A 14,673-nucleotide genomic window follows, 5' to 3' on the forward strand; every position below is an offset into this window, starting at 1 on the left:
ACCGCTCTGCTTCGACGGCCGAAGATCTCGCACCAGTGTTGTGCCCCGCCGCGCGCCTCGGCCTCCCTGAAAAAAGCGGCTTTAATAGCCCATCACGATAGTTTTGTGCATAAATTCACCTATGGTCTGTAGGGTTAGTGGGAAAGTCATGGCGGTGGACGGCTCCTCCCGGATCCTGCGGGGAGCCGCCCACCGGACCCCGGGCCGGAACGCGTTCCGGCCCGGGGTCCCGCCATTCAGAGCACGCCACTCAGAGCACGGCGCCCGAACCCTGGCGGGCCGGAGCCGGGCCCTTCCGCTTGGGCTGCGGCGCCGTGCCGGGCCTGCGCTTCTCCAGCTCGATCGCCGCCGGCCCCGCGACCAGCGCGGAGGAGAGCGTGCCGACGATGATTCCGATCAGCAGCGCCACCGCGAAGTCGGTCAGCGAGTCGCCACCGAGCACCGCCAGCGCGGCCAGGATGAACAGCGCGCCCAGACCGGTGTTGACGGTACGGGGCACGGTCTGCAGGATCGAGGTGTTGACCACCTCGGCGAACGAGCTCTTCGGCCGTGCGCCCCACAGCTCGCGAACCCGGTCGAAGACCACGACCTTGTCGTTGACCGAGTAGCCGATCACGGTGAGCATCGAGGCCAGGAACACCCCGTCCACCGGCTTGCCCAGCCACGCGAACGCGCCGATCACGATCGTCGCGTCGGCGACCAGGGCCACCACCGTGGCCAGGCCGAACGTCCAGCGGAACCGGAAGGCGAGGTAGGCGAGCTGTGCGGCGAGCGCGACGCCCAGCGCGATCAGCGCGTTGCGGCGCAGCTCGTCCCCCAGGCTCGGCCCGATGAGCTCGTCGCGCTCCTTGGTGACCTGGCCGCCCTCGCTCTCCAGCGCCTTCTCGATCTGCACCACCTCGGCGGGGGTGATCTGACCTGTCCGTACGGAGATGTCCTCACCGGAGGCCTGCACCACCGCGTTGGGGAACCCGGCCTTGCTGACCAGTTCGCGGGCGGCGTCGGCGCTCATCGGGGTGGTCGTGGAGTACTCCACGAGCCTGCCCCCGGTGAACTCCACGCCGAAGTCGAGCCCCCGCACCGCCACCCCGGCCACGGACGCGGCCACCAGCAGGCCGGTGATCGCGAAGTACACGGCGCGGCGGTTCATCAGGTTCGGCTTGCGGATGTTCAGCCAGGCGCGGACCCGCCCGATGTCGGACAGGCCGGTCATCCGGGGTCGTGCGGACACCGCCTTGAACCTCACCGCCCACTGGGCCAGGACGCGGGTGATGACCATCGCGGTGATCAGCGAGGCGATCACACCGATGCTCAGCGTGACGCCGAAGCCGCGTACCGGGCCGGAGGCCAGGAAGAACAGCAGCCCGGCGGCGAGCAGGGTGGTGATGTTGGAGTCGGCCACCGCGCTCCACGCGTTGCGGAAACCCTTCTCCAGCGAGCCCCCGAGGTTGGGCGTCTCGGCGTACTCCTCACGTGCCCGCTCGAAGACCAGCACGTTGGCGTCGACGGCCATGCCGATCGCCAGCACGAAGCCCGCCAGTCCCGGCAGGGTGAGCGTGGCACCGAGCCCCACCAGCGCCGCGTACGAGATGAGGGCGTAGCAGGCCAGGGCGATGGCGGCGAGGAGGCCCACCAGCCGGTAGATCACGATGATGAACAGCGCGGTGAGCGCGATGCCGATGACCGCGGCCCAGGCACTGGCCTGGATCGCGGCGGCGCCGAGCGTCGGGCCGACGGTCCGCTGCTCGACGATCTCGACGGGCACCGGCAGCGAGCCGCCCTTGATCAGCAGGGCCAGCTCCGAGGACTCCTCGGCGGTGAAGGTACCGGTGATCTGGGTGGTGTTACCCGGCAGGCCGACCTTGCAGCCGACGTCCTCGTTCACCTGGGGCGAGACGATCACCTTGGAGTCGAGCACGATGGCGATCCTGCGCCTGGGGTCGCCCGGCTCGTTGCAGGCCGCCTCACCGGTCAGCTTGGCCCACGCCGCACGTCCCTGGTCGCGGAAGTCGACGGTGACGAACCAGCCACCGCCCTGCTGGGCGTCGATCCCGGCCTCGGCGCCGCCGACGCCGTCGCCGGTGAGGGCGGCCGGTCCGATGTGCAGCGGGACGCCGCGATCGTCGGGCAGGATCTGCTCTCCCTTGCCCGGCTTGGTCTCCGCTCCCGGGTCGGGGGCGCCGAGGACGGGGTGGAAGGTGAGCTGCGCGGTCTTGCCGATGACCTCGGCGGCCTTGGTCGGGTCCTGCACACCCGGCAGTTCCACGATGATGCGCCGCTCGCCGGAGCGGGCCAGCGGCGCGTCCGCGACGCCCAGGCCGTCGGCCCGGCGGCGGAGCACCTCAAGGGTGCGGTCGGTGGCCGCGGCGTCGGCCTTGACCGTCGGCGAGTCCTGGGTCTCCAGGACGAGTTGGGTACCGCCGCGCAGGTCGAGACCGAGGCGCGGCGACATTGTCAGGGCTATGTACAGCGAGGTGGCGATGACGGCGAGCGCCGCTATCGCGCGTACCACCGGGGCACGCGACATGGAAGCCTCCACAGGCTGGGGGAGTTGTCCGAGGTCATGCCGGAAGAGCGTTCAGGTATGACGGCACGCTCCGCGTACGGAGGGAGCGCCTTTCGGCTACGGGCAGGCGTTCTCCGCATACCTGAGAAGACGCCTTCCGCGTTCGGTCACGGGAAGGCGTTTTTCGCGTATGACGAAGAGACCCGGAGCGGTTCCGGGGTGTTTCAACCGGTTGTGGAGGCGGGTGGTGCGCGCCCCGGCCTGACGAGCAGGGCCGCGAGCGGACGGCTGTCCTCGTCACCCGCCGGGCGGGTGAGCGGGCCGACGGCGAGGAACAGGTGCCTGAGGTCGGTGGGCGGGGTCGCGAGCGGGTGACCGCCCCCGCCGCCCGTACCGGCCCCGATGCCGGCGAAGCCGGAGACCAGGGAGTGCCGCTGCACGCCGTCCAGGAGCGGGCGCGACAGCGGCTGATGCTCGCCGACGGCCTGCACGACCGCGGCGTGCCGGGTGAGGGCGGCGGTGCTCCCGCCCAGCCCTCCGGAGACCAGCAGCGGCAGCAGCAGGCTCAGCAGCCAGCCGAAGGGCGCGCCGCGCCTCAGCTGTCGCATGATCTCCTCCTGGCCGTCATCGCTGTCCACCGTAGCCCTTCGGGGCCGCTGCGGCCCCCCTCACGTCAACTCCGCGGCGCGTTACCCCATAAATGAGTAAAGGGAGGGTAGTGCGGACGCATGCGACTCACCCATACAGCCGACCTCTGGTGGAAGAACGCGGTCGTCTACTGCCTGGACGTGGAGACCTACAAGGACGGGAACGGTGACGGCATCGGTGATTTCCGCGGCCTCACCCAGCAGGTCGATCACCTGGAGCGGCTCGGGGTGACCTGCATCTGGCTGATGCCGTTCTTTCCCAGCCCGAGCCGCGACGACGGCTACGACATCAGCGACTTCTACTCGGTCGACCCCCGCCTGGGCAGCCTGGGGGACTTCGTGGAGTTCGTCAGGACGGCCAGGGACCGCGGCATGCGGGTGATCGCCGACCTGGTGGTCAACCACACCTCCGACGAGCACCCCTGGTTCACCGAGGCCCGCTCCAGCCGGGACTCCGCCAAGCGCGACTGGTACATCTGGCGGGACGAGCCAGGGCCGGTGGACCCCGGCGCGATCGTCTTCCCCGACAAGGAGGACAGTCTCTGGGAGCTGGACGAGAAGACCGGCCAGTACTACTACCACAGCTTCTACCGGTTCCAGCCCGACCTGAACACCGGCAACCCGGAGGTCCGCGACGAGATCGCACGCATCCTCGGCTTCTGGATGGAACTCGGCCTGTCCGGCTTCCGGGTGGACGCGGTGCCGTTCCTGATCGAGGACATCGGCGGCGATCCGCACGAGTTCCTCGCCGACCTGCGCGCCTTCATGAACCGCCGTGACGGCACCTCGATCCTGCTGGGCGAGGTCAACCTGCCCTACCCGGACCTGATGAGGTTCTTCGGCGACAGCGGAAACGGCGACGAGGTCACCATGTGCTTCGACTTCATCGCCATGCAGCGGTTCCACCTGTCGATGGCCCGCCAGAACCCCGAACTCCTCGCCGACGCCCTGCGCGAGCGGCCCGAGCCGCCCGACGACTCCCAGTGGGCCATGTTCCTCCGCAACCACGACGAGCTGACCCTGGACAAGCTCACCGAGTCGCAGAAGCAGGAGGTCTTCGACGCCTTCGGGCCCCAGAAGAACATGCAGGTCTACGACCGGGGCCTGCGCCGCCGCCTCCCGCCGATGCTCGACGGGGATGTGCGGAGACTCAAACTGGCCTACAGCGTGCTGTTCTCCATGCCGGGCACGCCGGTGCTCTTCTACGGTGAGGAGATCGGCCTCGGCGAGAACCTGGAGGCCGAGGGGCGGATGGCCGTCCGGGTCCCGATGCAGTGGTCGGCGGGCGGGGGCTTCTCGGCCGATCCGAAGACCCCGGTGGCCTCGCCCACCGGCAGGTACGGCCCGCGCAACGTCAACGTCGCCGACCAGCGCCGCGACCCCGACTCGCTGCTGCGCTGGATCATGCTGCTGATCGAGCGCTACCGGGAGTCACCCGAGCTGGCCTGGGGGACCTACGAGATCCTGGACGCCGGGGACGAGGCGGTGCTGGCCCACCGGGCCGACGCCGACGGGCGCACCGTGGTCGCCGTCCACAACTTCGCCGACCGCGAGGCCCAGGTGGAGCTCACGCTCGACGGACTCGACCACTGCGAGGTCCTGGTCGACCTGCTGGTGGACGGCACCGTCAAGCTGCCCGCCGGCGGCCGGGTGAAGTTCCCCCTGGAGCCGTACGGCACCCGCTGGCTCACTGCCTCCGCCCCCGAGGCGCCCCCGAAGGGCGGCTCGGCCAAGAACTGACCGACCGGTGAGGGGATCAGCCCTGAGCGGTCTCCGATCCGGTGCCGCCGGGCTCTCCCAGCTCGGTGAAGAGGGTGAGCTGGAGCCCGGCCGGGCCGTCAAGACGGGAGTTGAGCGAGTTCCACGGGGTCCGGACGGGCTCGGCGATCACCGTGGCCCCGGCTCCGGCCAGCTTCGCGGTGACGGCGGGGGAGTCGTCGACCTCGAACGCCACCCGGATGTGCCCGGCCACCCGCCGCCCCACCTCGACCCGGTCGATGAACTCCGCCTGCGAGGGATCGGCGATCTCCAGCGTGGCCCGGCCCGCCTCCAGGATCGTCACCCTGCCGTCGGGCGAGGAGTAGGCGGCCCGCTCGGGCAGGCCGAGCACGTCGCGATAGAAACGCAGCGCCTCCTCGTAGTCGGCGGCGGTGACGACCAGGCGCATCTCCCGGGCGGTCATAACGGCTCCCCACATGGTCAAAACGGCCATTGCGTGAGGGACAGCGTGATCGGCACATCCGGTATTCCTCGCCCGGCTCACCGCGGGACGGGAGCTCGCCGGCGGGTATGGGTGATCGCCGAGGTGTCGTGGCTCAGGGCCGGTGCGGGTGGTCGCGGCGCGGGTCCCGCCTGGTCTTGAGCCTGTCCAGGTGGTGGATCAGCTCGTCGCGGACCTCCGCGAGCGCGGCGGGCAGATCCTGCTCGTAGGAGTGGGCCACCAGCGGCTCCGTGCCCGGGAGCACGCATTCGAGCGTCACCCGCTGCTGGGGCGTATCGCGGTCCTTGACGCTCAGCCGCAGCTCCACCGCGTCACCAGGGTAGGAGAGCAGCCGCCTTCCCAGCCCGGCCAACCGCTCGATGATCCTCTGACGCTCGCTCTCGGCGAAGCCCGTCCCGAACCTGAGCCGCTCGGCGACGACGTCCTGTTCCTCGGCACTCGCATCTGTCATCGTCGACAGCCTCCTCTGGGTGTGTTCACAACATTACAGTCAGTCATCGTCGTCAACCCGGGTGGTGTCGGGGTGACTTTCCTCTCCGTGTCGTCGGATCGGTGTCCCGGCTGCGATTTCTCTCGCTGTAGGGGGGCTAAAATCCCAGTCGGTGTCGAGCGCGAGGAGAACGGTCCCGGATGGATCTGGATACGCTGCGTGATGTTTCCGAGCTGAGTGACCCCATCGAGCGCGCACGGGTTCTGGGCCGTCTCATGACCGAGGAGCAGGAGCGCCTGGAGGAGGCGGCGAAGATGCGCCGCCAGGCGATCGCCGAGGCTCGGGACTCCGGCATGGGCCTGGAGGAGATAGGAGCCCGCCTGGGCGTCTCCCCCGGCCGGATATCCCAGATGCGTAAGGGGCCGACGGCCCGCGCCCCCGAAGGGGCGGCGGCCCGCGCTCCGAAGGTGCTGGTCCGGCGGGCACTGCCGACCGACCCCGCCGTGCGCGCCTCCGCGTCCCTCTTTCTCGTCGAGGCGGAGCGGCAGGGGATCAGGCCGGACCGCAGAATGCTCTATGTCGGCCCGGAGCCGGCGAGTGATCACGTGGCGGCCTGCCTGCGCGTCGAGCCCGGCAGCGAGGTGATCGCCCGCCGGAAGATGATGACGGCCAACGAGGTTCCGGTACGGATCGCCACCAGCTACTTCCGGGCGGACCTGTTCGGGGGAACGCGCATCGCCGAGCCCGAGTTCGTCAAGCCGTCGCTCCAGTCGGCGCTGGTCGCCCTCGGGCACGTCTTCGGCCATGCCGAGGAGAACCTGACGGCTCGCCCGCCGACATCCTTCGAGTACGACACCCTGGAACTCGAACCGGGGGAGTGGGTCGTGCAGGTCCTTCGGGCCGGTTACTCCAGCGAGGACACGCCCGTCCACGTCCTGGAGACGATCTGCGCCGCGAACAGGCACATCTTCTCGATCGGCCAGGTCACCGGGTACGACGAGTTCTGACCGTCAGGCCCGTCCACCGCCTGATCGTCGAGATCCGGCTCCCCGTACCGTCGAGATCGGAGAAACGCTGTGACAGTCACGGCCGTGACGCGGACCCCCGGGGCCGTTCCCACCGGGCGGTTGCCCGCCTACGTCTACGACCTGGCCGAGCTCGACGCCCATGCCGGGGCCGTCCGGGCCGCGCTGGGAGACGTCGAGCTGTACTACGCGGTCAAGGCCAACCCCGACCCGGAGCTGCTGCGGACGCTCGCTCCGCACCTCGACGGCTTCGAGGTCGCCTCCGGCGGGGAGCTCGCGCACGTGCGGGAGCACTTCCCGGACGCGCCGGTCGCGCTGGGCGGCCCCGGCAAGACCGACGACGAGCTGTTCAGCGAGGTCACCCGCCTGCATGTGGAGAGTCCCGGCGAGCTGCGCCGCCTGCTCGCCTCCGGGCGCTCCGCCGACGTGCTGCTCAGGGTCAATCTGGACATCCCGATCGAGGGGGCCTCGCTGGCGATGGGGGGCGGCGCCACCCCGTTCGGGATGGATCCCGCGGGGATCGCCGAGTGCGTCGCGCTGCTTGAGGGCCAGGACGCCGTACGGTTGCGCGGGATCCACGCCCACCTGGCCAGCGGGCTCGACGCGCCCCGGATGCTGGAGCTGGCGGCGGCGGTCCTGGACTACGCGCGGACGCTGGGGGTGGGTGAGATCAATCTCGGCGGCGGCATGGCCGTCTCGTACGCCGACCCCGGGGCCCGGTTCGACTGGCGGGCCTACGGGGAGGGCCTCGGGCGGCTGCGCCGTCCCGGGGAGACGCTCAGGATCGAACCAGGGCGCTCGCTGACCGTCTACTGCGGGCGCTACGTGACGCGCGTCATCGATGTCAAGCGCGTCCACGGCGAGCTGTTCGCGGTCGTGGCGGGCGGGACCCACCACATCCGTACCCCCGCCACCAAGGGCCACGACCAGCCGCTGGTCATCACGGAGCCCGGCGAGCCGATCACGATCGTCGGCCAGCTCTGCACTCCCAAGGACGTCCTGGCCCGCCGGGTGCCCGTCGCGCTGAAGCCCGGTGACCGGGTGGAGTTCACCATGGCGGGTGCCTACGCCTGGAACATCTCCCACCACGATTTCCTGATGCACCGGAAGCCGAGCTTTCACTACCTGTCCCCAGGGGGGTCTACGACCCAAGTGTGAGGATGCCGCCAAGTGCGCATATGCTGCGCTTCACCGCTTTCGTGGATAAAAGGGAGAAGCTCGCCGTGTACAAGGAGTTCGCAATCGAGGCCGTGGTCTGGGTCATCCCCGTGGCAGTGCTGCTCGGGCTTGCTTTCATGATCACTGCCTGACCTGGACGCGGCCGAAGAGCCACCACAGCCACACCTGTGACGCCACCAGCAGGGGAGTGAGCAGCAGCATCGAGGGAGTGAGCAGGGCGAGCGTCGCCGGGTCCGCCAGGTGCTCCGCCAGTGGCAGGCGGGCACCGGCCAGCAGGCAGACCAGAGCCATCCCGCCCGACGTCAGGGCGTAGACCGTACGCCCGGCCGAGGGCCCGGCGAACCGCCGGGCCCGCTCCCGAGGGGCGCCGTCGAGCCGGAGCCCGGCCAGTGACAGTCCGTGGGCGGCGAACAGGACGGCCCCCAGCGGAGCGGCGACCAGCGCGCCGGGACCGACGGTGAACCCCTCGCCCATCCCGACGAGGATGAGTCCCCAGCTCAGCACCGCCAGCCAGCTTCCCGCGACCACGGCGCCCTCGCACCAGGCCCGCCAGGCGGCCCGGTCCACCCGCCCGCGCAGCCAGATCCCCGCGTCGCGGGCGATCCAGCCGAGCAGCAGCGCGACGAACGGCAGGTACAGACCGCTGAGCATCTCCCCCTCCAGCACGGGGAACGCGCCGATCAGTACGCCCACCGCGGTGACCAGCCAGACCTCGTTCGTCAGGAAGAACGGGGTGATGGAGGCGAGCACCCGGCCGCGTTCCTCGGGGGTGCGGCCGAGATACGGCAGCAGCATGCCGACCCCGAGATCCGCGCCCGCGAGGACGAAGTAGCCGACCGCGAAGAACGCGAGCAGGGCGATTTCCATAGCGATTTCCCTTTGCGAAGGCCGATGGACCGCGAGGCTGTCAGAAGGCCAGGACCGGAGTCGGCTCTGCCGGGGCCGGGCCGGTGGCGGGTGCCTCGGGGCCCTGGCGGGCGCCGCGCGCCAGGATCCAGGTGTTGACGGCCACCAGCAGGACGGAGAGCGTGATGAAGGCGATCAGCGAGAGGACCATCGTGCCCGGCGACAGGTCGCTCAGCGCGTCCTCGGTCTTGAGCAGGCCCTCCACCATCCAGGGCTGGCGGCCCACCTCCCGGAACACCCAGCCGGCGATCATGGAGACGAACGGCAGCGGGATCATCGCGATCAGCAGCACGTGCCAGGCCCGCGCCCCCAGGACCATCCGGCGGAACGAGGCGAGCAGGACGCTGAGCGCCGACACGAGCAGCAGCACCGTGAAGACACCCAGCATGATCATGGCGCCCAGCTGTGTCGGTGCGGTGGGCGGGATGTAGTCCCCCGGACCGTGGACGGCGACCATCTCGGCCTGCAACCGGGCGATCTCCTCCTCCCGCCCGGCGAAGACGGCGGTCTTCATCGGCTGGAGGGTCGGGAACTGCACGCCGCCGAACGCGGCGTTGGCCAGCAGCGCGGGCAGCGTGGTGAACACGCCGATCCGCAGGGACCTGCGGAAGAACTCCTGCTCGGCCGTCCCACGGCGCAGGTGGTAGGCGCTCACCCCGGCGAGGAAGAACCCGGCGGTCACCAGGGCGCCGGAGAGGATGTGGGCGAACGGGAGGAGCGCGTCGGGGTTGGTGAGCACCGCCGCCGCGTCGGTGAGCCGCAGCGTCCCGTCCACGACCTCGGCACCGACCGGGTTCTGCAGGAAGCCGTTGGCGACGAGGACCCAGTACGCCGAGGCGTAGGCGGTGATCGTGACCACCCAGATCACGCCCAGGTGCGCCCAGCGGTTCAACCGGTCCCAGCCGAAGATCCACAGACCCAGGAACGTGGACTCGATGAAGAAGGCGACGAGGGTCTCCATCGCGAGTGAGGCGCCGAACACGTTCCCCGCGAAGTGCGTCAGCCCGCTCCAGGCCATCCCGAGCTGGAACTCCATCACCAGCCCGGTGAGGATGCCCATCGCGTAGTTGATCACATACAGCCGTCCCCAGAACCGGGTCATCCGCAGGTGCGTGTCGGAACGCGTCAGCGTCGCCCGGGTCTGCATGACCGCCAGCACCGTGGCCAGGCCCAGGGTGAGGGCCACGAACAGGAAGTGTGCCCCCGAGGTCACGGCGAACTGCAGGCGGGCGAGATCGAGCGTCTCCATGCCCTCATGCTTCCGGCGCGCTCACCGCCCGCGCGTCCCTCCCCGGGAGGCACCCGCCGTACTCCAGAAGTCGTGATCTCCGGCCGTGGCCGTACGACTTCCAGTGCACTCGCCCGGGTTTCCGGGTGGGTTCGGCCTCAAAGGGCGGCGGGGGCCGTCGGGCGGACCCGCGGGGTCATCGGGTCGCGGTGATCAGCTCGAAGGGGCCCGGCAGGACGGTGACGTCCCTGAAGCCGCTCTCTTCGAGCAGCCGCACGTAGTGCTCGATCTCGTAGAGGCGGCTGACACAGGTGTCGACGCCCATGAGGAAGTACGACCAGAAGAACTGCCCGGCGAGCCGGTCGGGGGTCCTGAACTCCTCGCAGATCAGAATCCGCCCGTCGGGGACGAGGGCCGCGTGCGCCTTCCGCAGCAGCGCCCGTGCCGTGGAGACCGGCCAGTCGTGCAGGACGCGGACGAACGACAGCGCGTCGTACCCGCCGGGCAGGGGGCCGTCGAGGAAGTCTCCGGCGACGAATCCGAGTCGCCCGCCGAGACCGCTCTCCTTCCTCGTACGGCTCACCAGCGCCTCCGCCGCGGGGAGGTTGAACACGTCCACCCGGAGGGCGGGCGAGCGTTCCAGCAGGTGCGCGGCGAGGGTGCCGTCGCCGCCGCCGACGTCGAGCAGCCGGAGCGCCCGCTCGCCCCACAGCCACCCGGCGTGTGCGCGGAACGTCTCGATGACCGGGCCGAGGCCCGCGGCCATGCTCTGCTCGAAGTCGGCCAGTTGCTCCTCGTCGCGCGGTGGCCAGCCGAAGGTGGCCGCGGGGATCGACATCTCGCCGCGCAGGACGTCGACGAGCCTGCCGTGCAGCAGGCGCCACGGATACCGGTCGCGGTCGCGTTCCAGCGAGTCGGGACCGGCGACGGCCTCCGCCGCCTGCCTCAGCCCGGGGACCGCCCGGTAGCGGACCAGGTCCAGCTCGTCGCCGCTCTGCTCCCGGTGGACGAAACCGAGGCTTTCCAGGCAGTCGAGCATCTTGTACAGCCGGCCTGGTACGACGCCGAGCCGCGCGCTGAGCTCGGACAGGGAGACGCCGTCCGTCCGAGTGCCGCTCTGGGCGCCGGCCTCGGCGCCGGACGGGGGCTCGGGGTCGAGGGCGTCGAGCAGGCCGAGGCGCAGCGCGGTCTCCACGACGTCCATCGCCTTCGTACCGTTGGCCAGAAGGCTCAGCAGAGCCCGTGGCGACAGGGTGGTGACGTTCATGCGGTGATCCGCTCCCGTTCCGTCTCGACGGCGTCCATGAAGGCGTCGACCTCGGCGATCGTGTTGTAGATGTGGGGCGCCACGCGCAGGGAGCCGCGCCAGCTGCACACCATGCCCCGGTCGACCAGCGACCTGCTCACCCGCTCGTCCCCGTCGAACCGCAGGCAGACGACGCCGCCGCGCCGGTGCGGCTCCCTCGGGGTCACCACCTCGATTCCGGCCGCGTCCGCGCGTTCCAGTACCCGGCCGGTGCACGCCAGCGAGTGCCTGCGGATCGTCTCGACGCCGATGCCGGACAGCAGGTCGAGGCCGATCCTGGACATCATCGGCCCCAGCGGCACCGGTGTGCCGGAGGCCAGGCGGCGGGCGTCCCCGGCCGGTACGACCGGTGAGCGGAAGGAGGTCGGGTCGGCGCCGGCCAGCCAGCCGGTCGCCGCGGGGCGCAGGTCGGGGATGAGGTCGGGGCGCACGTACAGGAACGCGGTGCCGGCCCCGCACATCCACTTGTGGGCACCGCCCAGCACGAAGTCGACGCCCAGTTCGGTGACGTCCAGGGGAACCGCGCCGACGGTCTGGTAGGCGTCCACGATGACGTACGCGCCCACGCTGTGGGCTCTGGTGACGATCCGCCGCAGGTCCAGCAGCGCTCCGGTGGAATAGCTGCCGTGTGAGACGCACACGCACCGGGTCCGCTCGTCGATGGCGGCCTCCAGCGCGGCCTCGTCGAACCCGGGACCCGAGCCCACGATCTCCAGCTCCGCTCCGTACCGGGCGAACCCCTGCCAGATGAGCGGCACCGTGGGGAATTCCAGGCCGGTGGTGACCACCTTGCTGCGCGGGCCGCCGAAGTCGAGGCAGGTGCCGACCCTGGCGAGCAGCGTGCTGAGGTTCACGTCGGTCACGACGGAACCGGGGGGTGCGCCGAGGAAGGCGGCGAGGGCGTCGGCGTAGGCCGACGTCTGCGCCAGCCAGTCGCCCCACACCTCGTCCCGCCACCTGGTCAGCGTCCGCCAGTAGCCGCGCAGCACCTCCTCCACGCCCCGGGGGACGGCGCCGGTGGAGTTGCTGTTGAGGTAGACGCAGGTGTCGAGCAGCGGGAACTCGGCGCGCAGTGACCTCGCAGTCCGGTCGGTGAGGATCATCAGGAGCCCTTCTCCGCGTGCCTGGACTCTCCGGGCACGTACCCGCCGCCGCGTTCCCAGCTGGCGGTCATCTCCTCGCGCACCTTCCACAGCCGCCGGAAGAGGGGCTGTGTCATGCGGCCGGTCAGCACCTGCGTCGGCACGCCGTCGAGCGCCGCGGTGCTCCGGCTGATGCCGATCGTCCTGCGGACGAGCATGAAGTGGGTGACGAGCCACATCTGGTAGGCCTCGTCCACGTCGAGGAGCAGCTCGAACGTGCGCTTCAGATCGCTGTGCCGGGCGTCCCGGGCCTGGTAGACATCCGCGGCCGAAACCTCGCGGCGGGCGGTCAGCCGGTCGAGCGCGTCCGATACGTACTGGGCCGCCACGTGCAGCCGGTTGTACCCCGGTGACTCCTGCCCGCTGCCGTTCCCGAGATGCTGCCGGATCGTCTGGTACGAGTCGGGTGTCAGCGTCTCCAGGACCCCCAGCTCGTCGCGGAGGCAGCGGACGATGCGCGCGATCCGGTCCAGTCGCGCCGAGGCGTCCCAGAGCGCGTCCCGGTCCAGGTCGCCCACCAGTTCCGTCATCTCGTGCGCCAGCAGCTTCAGCCACACCTCCTGGGCCTGGTGGACCATCTGGAACATCAGCTCGTCGGAGGAGACGAGTTCGTCGGTGGCGGGTTGCAGGGAGAACAACTCCGAGGTCCGCACATACACCTCGTAGTCCAGTTTCCCCTCCCCGACGAAGGTTTTGAGGATCGGGTTGAAGATCGGCTCCGAAACCGCCCTGTGCAGTTCCTCTACGACGGGTTTGTTGAGTTCGACGTGCATGATTCTCCTCATGGGCATTGTCGGGCGGTCGTGGCGGTGCACCGTACGCCGCGGCTCGGGCCCCCGCCGGACTCACGGGGCTGAGCGACCGGCTTTCTCCGACAATTCATTTGTGACATCAGAACGTGTGAGAGTGCGTGTGCCGCCCGGCGGTCACGGGGGTACGAGCCGCGCCTCGTCAGGTGGTCGATCTCGGGCCGGCTCGGCAGCCTTTTCGGGCCTCACTCATCCTCACATTTCTGCCGATAGTAGGAACGTGCGAAGAGAATTGATGCCGGGAACGCGCTCTGGACGTGTTTCACGGAGCCTTTGATGACCGGGGCCCAGGTTCCGGGTTCCCTCTTGGAATGGACTTGCGGATGACTTGGGAAGAAGCACGGGGCGGCCGGAAACGCATCGCCTTGGAATTGGTGAGAAACTTTGTAAAACTACGACCTGGCATCCAGGGGAAACGTGGCACACCCGGCGGGTCCGCGCGCCTTCCCGGCGCTGTCGGCGCAGACCAGGGCGTCCGTGGTACGGCGGTGCCGGCCTTTGTCCCACGGTGGCCTCACCATGCCCGCGGCCTCCGCCGGGAGGCGTCTCCGGCGGTTCGATCGGGAACGCGGGCCGGGGCCCGCCCGGCACGGTCCGGTCAGGGGAGTTTGGTCCAGGGGCCCGGGGCGTGTTCGTCCTTGGGGATCCAGAGCGCGGGCTGCAGCTCCCGCAGTCGCGGGGCGCAGCCGTCGTTCCAGGGGAAGCGGCCCGCGGCGTCGGGCCAGACGATCTCCATGAAGGGCAGCGGGGGCCCCTGGTAGAAGTGCAGCGCGGTGCCGAACAGCGACCGGTACCAGCTGGTGTCCACCGCCTTCGCGACGACCGGGTAGTTCCTGATCACGTCGTCCCGCTCCCGGCCCTCGACCAGGTGGTGCCCGGCGGCGATCCGGTCGGCCAGGGTGCCGAGGCAGTTGCCCATCACGTCCACCCGGAGGCCGAGCATCACCACCTCGGGGGAGCGGAGCGTGTGCCACAGCCCGACGGTGAACGCCCAGCCGGGGCCGTCCTCGTCCTCCGGGATCATGACAATCGCCCATCCCCGGTCCCGGACGCTCCGCAGTGTCCTGAGGTCGGCCTGGTCGAGCTCCACCTCCCGCTCGACGCAGAGCAGGCAGTGGCATACCGGCTGGTCAGACATATGTTGAGCGTAGTGCTCTGTACGGATACAAGCTGACAAGTCACCCAGCGCCGCCCGGCCTTCCCGCATGCCGCCGAATGGGTCCGGACCGGCCGGGCACGCGGCGGGGCGGGCGAGGGGCTCGCCGGGTTCGACG

14 protein-coding genes are annotated in these 14,673 nt (G+C 70.2%); 4 read left to right on the plus strand and 10 right to left on the minus strand.

All coding sequences use genetic code 11. From position 1 onward, the window contains the following. Window positions 1-250 precede the first annotated feature (250 nt). Both secD and ACFQVD_RS35765 read right to left on the minus strand, forming a co-directional pair. Window positions 251-2,527, minus strand: a complete 2,277-nt coding sequence (gene secD, locus ACFQVD_RS35760) for a protein translocase subunit SecD (RefSeq protein WP_343974761.1) — start codon at window positions 2,525-2,527, stop codon at window positions 251-253. Between the two features lie 203 nt (window positions 2,528-2,730). Further along, window positions 2,731-3,114: a hypothetical protein gene (locus ACFQVD_RS35765; RefSeq protein WP_343974758.1), complete on the minus strand. Its 384-nt coding sequence runs from the start codon at window positions 3,112-3,114 to the stop codon at window positions 2,731-2,733. 120 nt (window positions 3,115-3,234) lie between these two features. Here ACFQVD_RS35765 and ACFQVD_RS35770 point away from each other — a divergent pair, with 120 nt between their 5' ends. Next, window positions 3,235-4,893 (plus strand): alpha-amylase family protein, encoded by a 1,659-nt coding sequence (locus ACFQVD_RS35770; protein WP_343974755.1) that lies wholly within the window; start codon window positions 3,235-3,237, stop codon window positions 4,891-4,893. 16 nt (window positions 4,894-4,909) lie between these two features. Here ACFQVD_RS35770 and ACFQVD_RS35775 read toward each other — a convergent pair whose 3' ends face one another. Continuing rightward, entirely contained in the window at window positions 4,910-5,335 is a 426-nt protein-coding gene (locus tag ACFQVD_RS35775) for a VOC family protein (protein WP_343974752.1), read from the minus strand. A gap of 133 nt (window positions 5,336-5,468) precedes the next feature. Further along, window positions 5,469-5,825, minus strand: coding sequence for a hypothetical protein (locus tag ACFQVD_RS35780; protein WP_343974748.1), 357 nt, complete (start codon window positions 5,823-5,825; stop codon window positions 5,469-5,471). Window positions 5,826-6,004: 179 nt separating this feature from the next. Between ACFQVD_RS35780 and ACFQVD_RS35785 the strand changes: the two genes are divergently transcribed. From ACFQVD_RS35785 to ACFQVD_RS35795, 3 genes are all read left to right on the plus strand, one after another. Further along, the gene (locus tag ACFQVD_RS35785) at window positions 6,005-6,811 is read left to right on the plus strand and encodes a UTRA domain-containing protein (protein ID WP_343974744.1); all 807 of its coding nucleotides are present in this window, start codon (window positions 6,005-6,007) and stop codon (window positions 6,809-6,811) included. Between the two features lie 84 nt (window positions 6,812-6,895). Further along, on the plus strand, window positions 6,896-7,987 hold the full coding sequence (locus tag ACFQVD_RS35790) for an alanine racemase (protein ID WP_343974741.1): 1,092 nt from the start codon (window positions 6,896-6,898) through the stop codon (window positions 7,985-7,987). 20 nt (window positions 7,988-8,007) lie between these two features. Next, complete coding sequence (locus ACFQVD_RS35795; protein ID WP_343974738.1) at window positions 8,008-8,139, plus strand: hypothetical protein; 132 nt, start codon at window positions 8,008-8,010, stop codon at window positions 8,137-8,139. Here the strand turns inward: ACFQVD_RS35795 and ACFQVD_RS35800 are convergent. The 6 genes from ACFQVD_RS35800 to ACFQVD_RS35825 form a co-directional block, all read right to left on the minus strand. Beyond that, on the minus strand, window positions 8,129-8,875 hold the full coding sequence (locus ACFQVD_RS35800; protein WP_343974735.1) for a cytochrome d ubiquinol oxidase subunit II: 747 nt from the start codon (window positions 8,873-8,875) through the stop codon (window positions 8,129-8,131). The two genes, ACFQVD_RS35795 and ACFQVD_RS35800, sit on opposite strands and share 11 nt — an antisense overlap. A gap of 40 nt (window positions 8,876-8,915) precedes the next feature. Next, the gene (locus ACFQVD_RS35805) at window positions 8,916-10,163 is read right to left on the minus strand and encodes a cytochrome ubiquinol oxidase subunit I (RefSeq protein WP_343974732.1); all 1,248 of its coding nucleotides are present in this window, start codon (window positions 10,161-10,163) and stop codon (window positions 8,916-8,918) included. 175 nt (window positions 10,164-10,338) lie between these two features. Beyond that, window positions 10,339-11,409 carry a methyltransferase gene (locus ACFQVD_RS35810; RefSeq protein WP_343974729.1) on the minus strand — a complete coding sequence of 357 codons (1,071 nt, stop codon included), beginning with the start codon at window positions 11,407-11,409 and terminating at the stop codon, window positions 10,339-10,341. Further along, the gene (locus ACFQVD_RS35815; protein ID WP_343974726.1) at window positions 11,406-12,551 is read right to left on the minus strand and encodes an aminotransferase class V-fold PLP-dependent enzyme; all 1,146 of its coding nucleotides are present in this window, start codon (window positions 12,549-12,551) and stop codon (window positions 11,406-11,408) included. The genes ACFQVD_RS35810 and ACFQVD_RS35815 overlap by 4 nt, the downstream gene beginning before the upstream one ends. Next, window positions 12,551-13,363, minus strand: a complete 813-nt coding sequence (locus ACFQVD_RS35820; protein WP_343974723.1) for a tryptophan 2,3-dioxygenase family protein — start codon at window positions 13,361-13,363, stop codon at window positions 12,551-12,553. The genes ACFQVD_RS35815 and ACFQVD_RS35820 overlap by 1 nt, the downstream gene beginning before the upstream one ends. Window positions 13,364-13,997: 634 nt before the next feature. Next, entirely contained in the window at window positions 13,998-14,537 is a 540-nt protein-coding gene (locus tag ACFQVD_RS35825; RefSeq protein ID WP_343974720.1) for a DUF4262 domain-containing protein, read from the minus strand. Window positions 14,538-14,673 lie beyond the last annotated feature (136 nt).

The organism is Streptosporangium amethystogenes subsp. fukuiense (assembly GCF_042665875.1).
GTDB classification, from domain to species: Bacteria; Actinomycetota; Actinomycetes; order Streptosporangiales; family Streptosporangiaceae; genus Streptosporangium; species Streptosporangium fukuiense.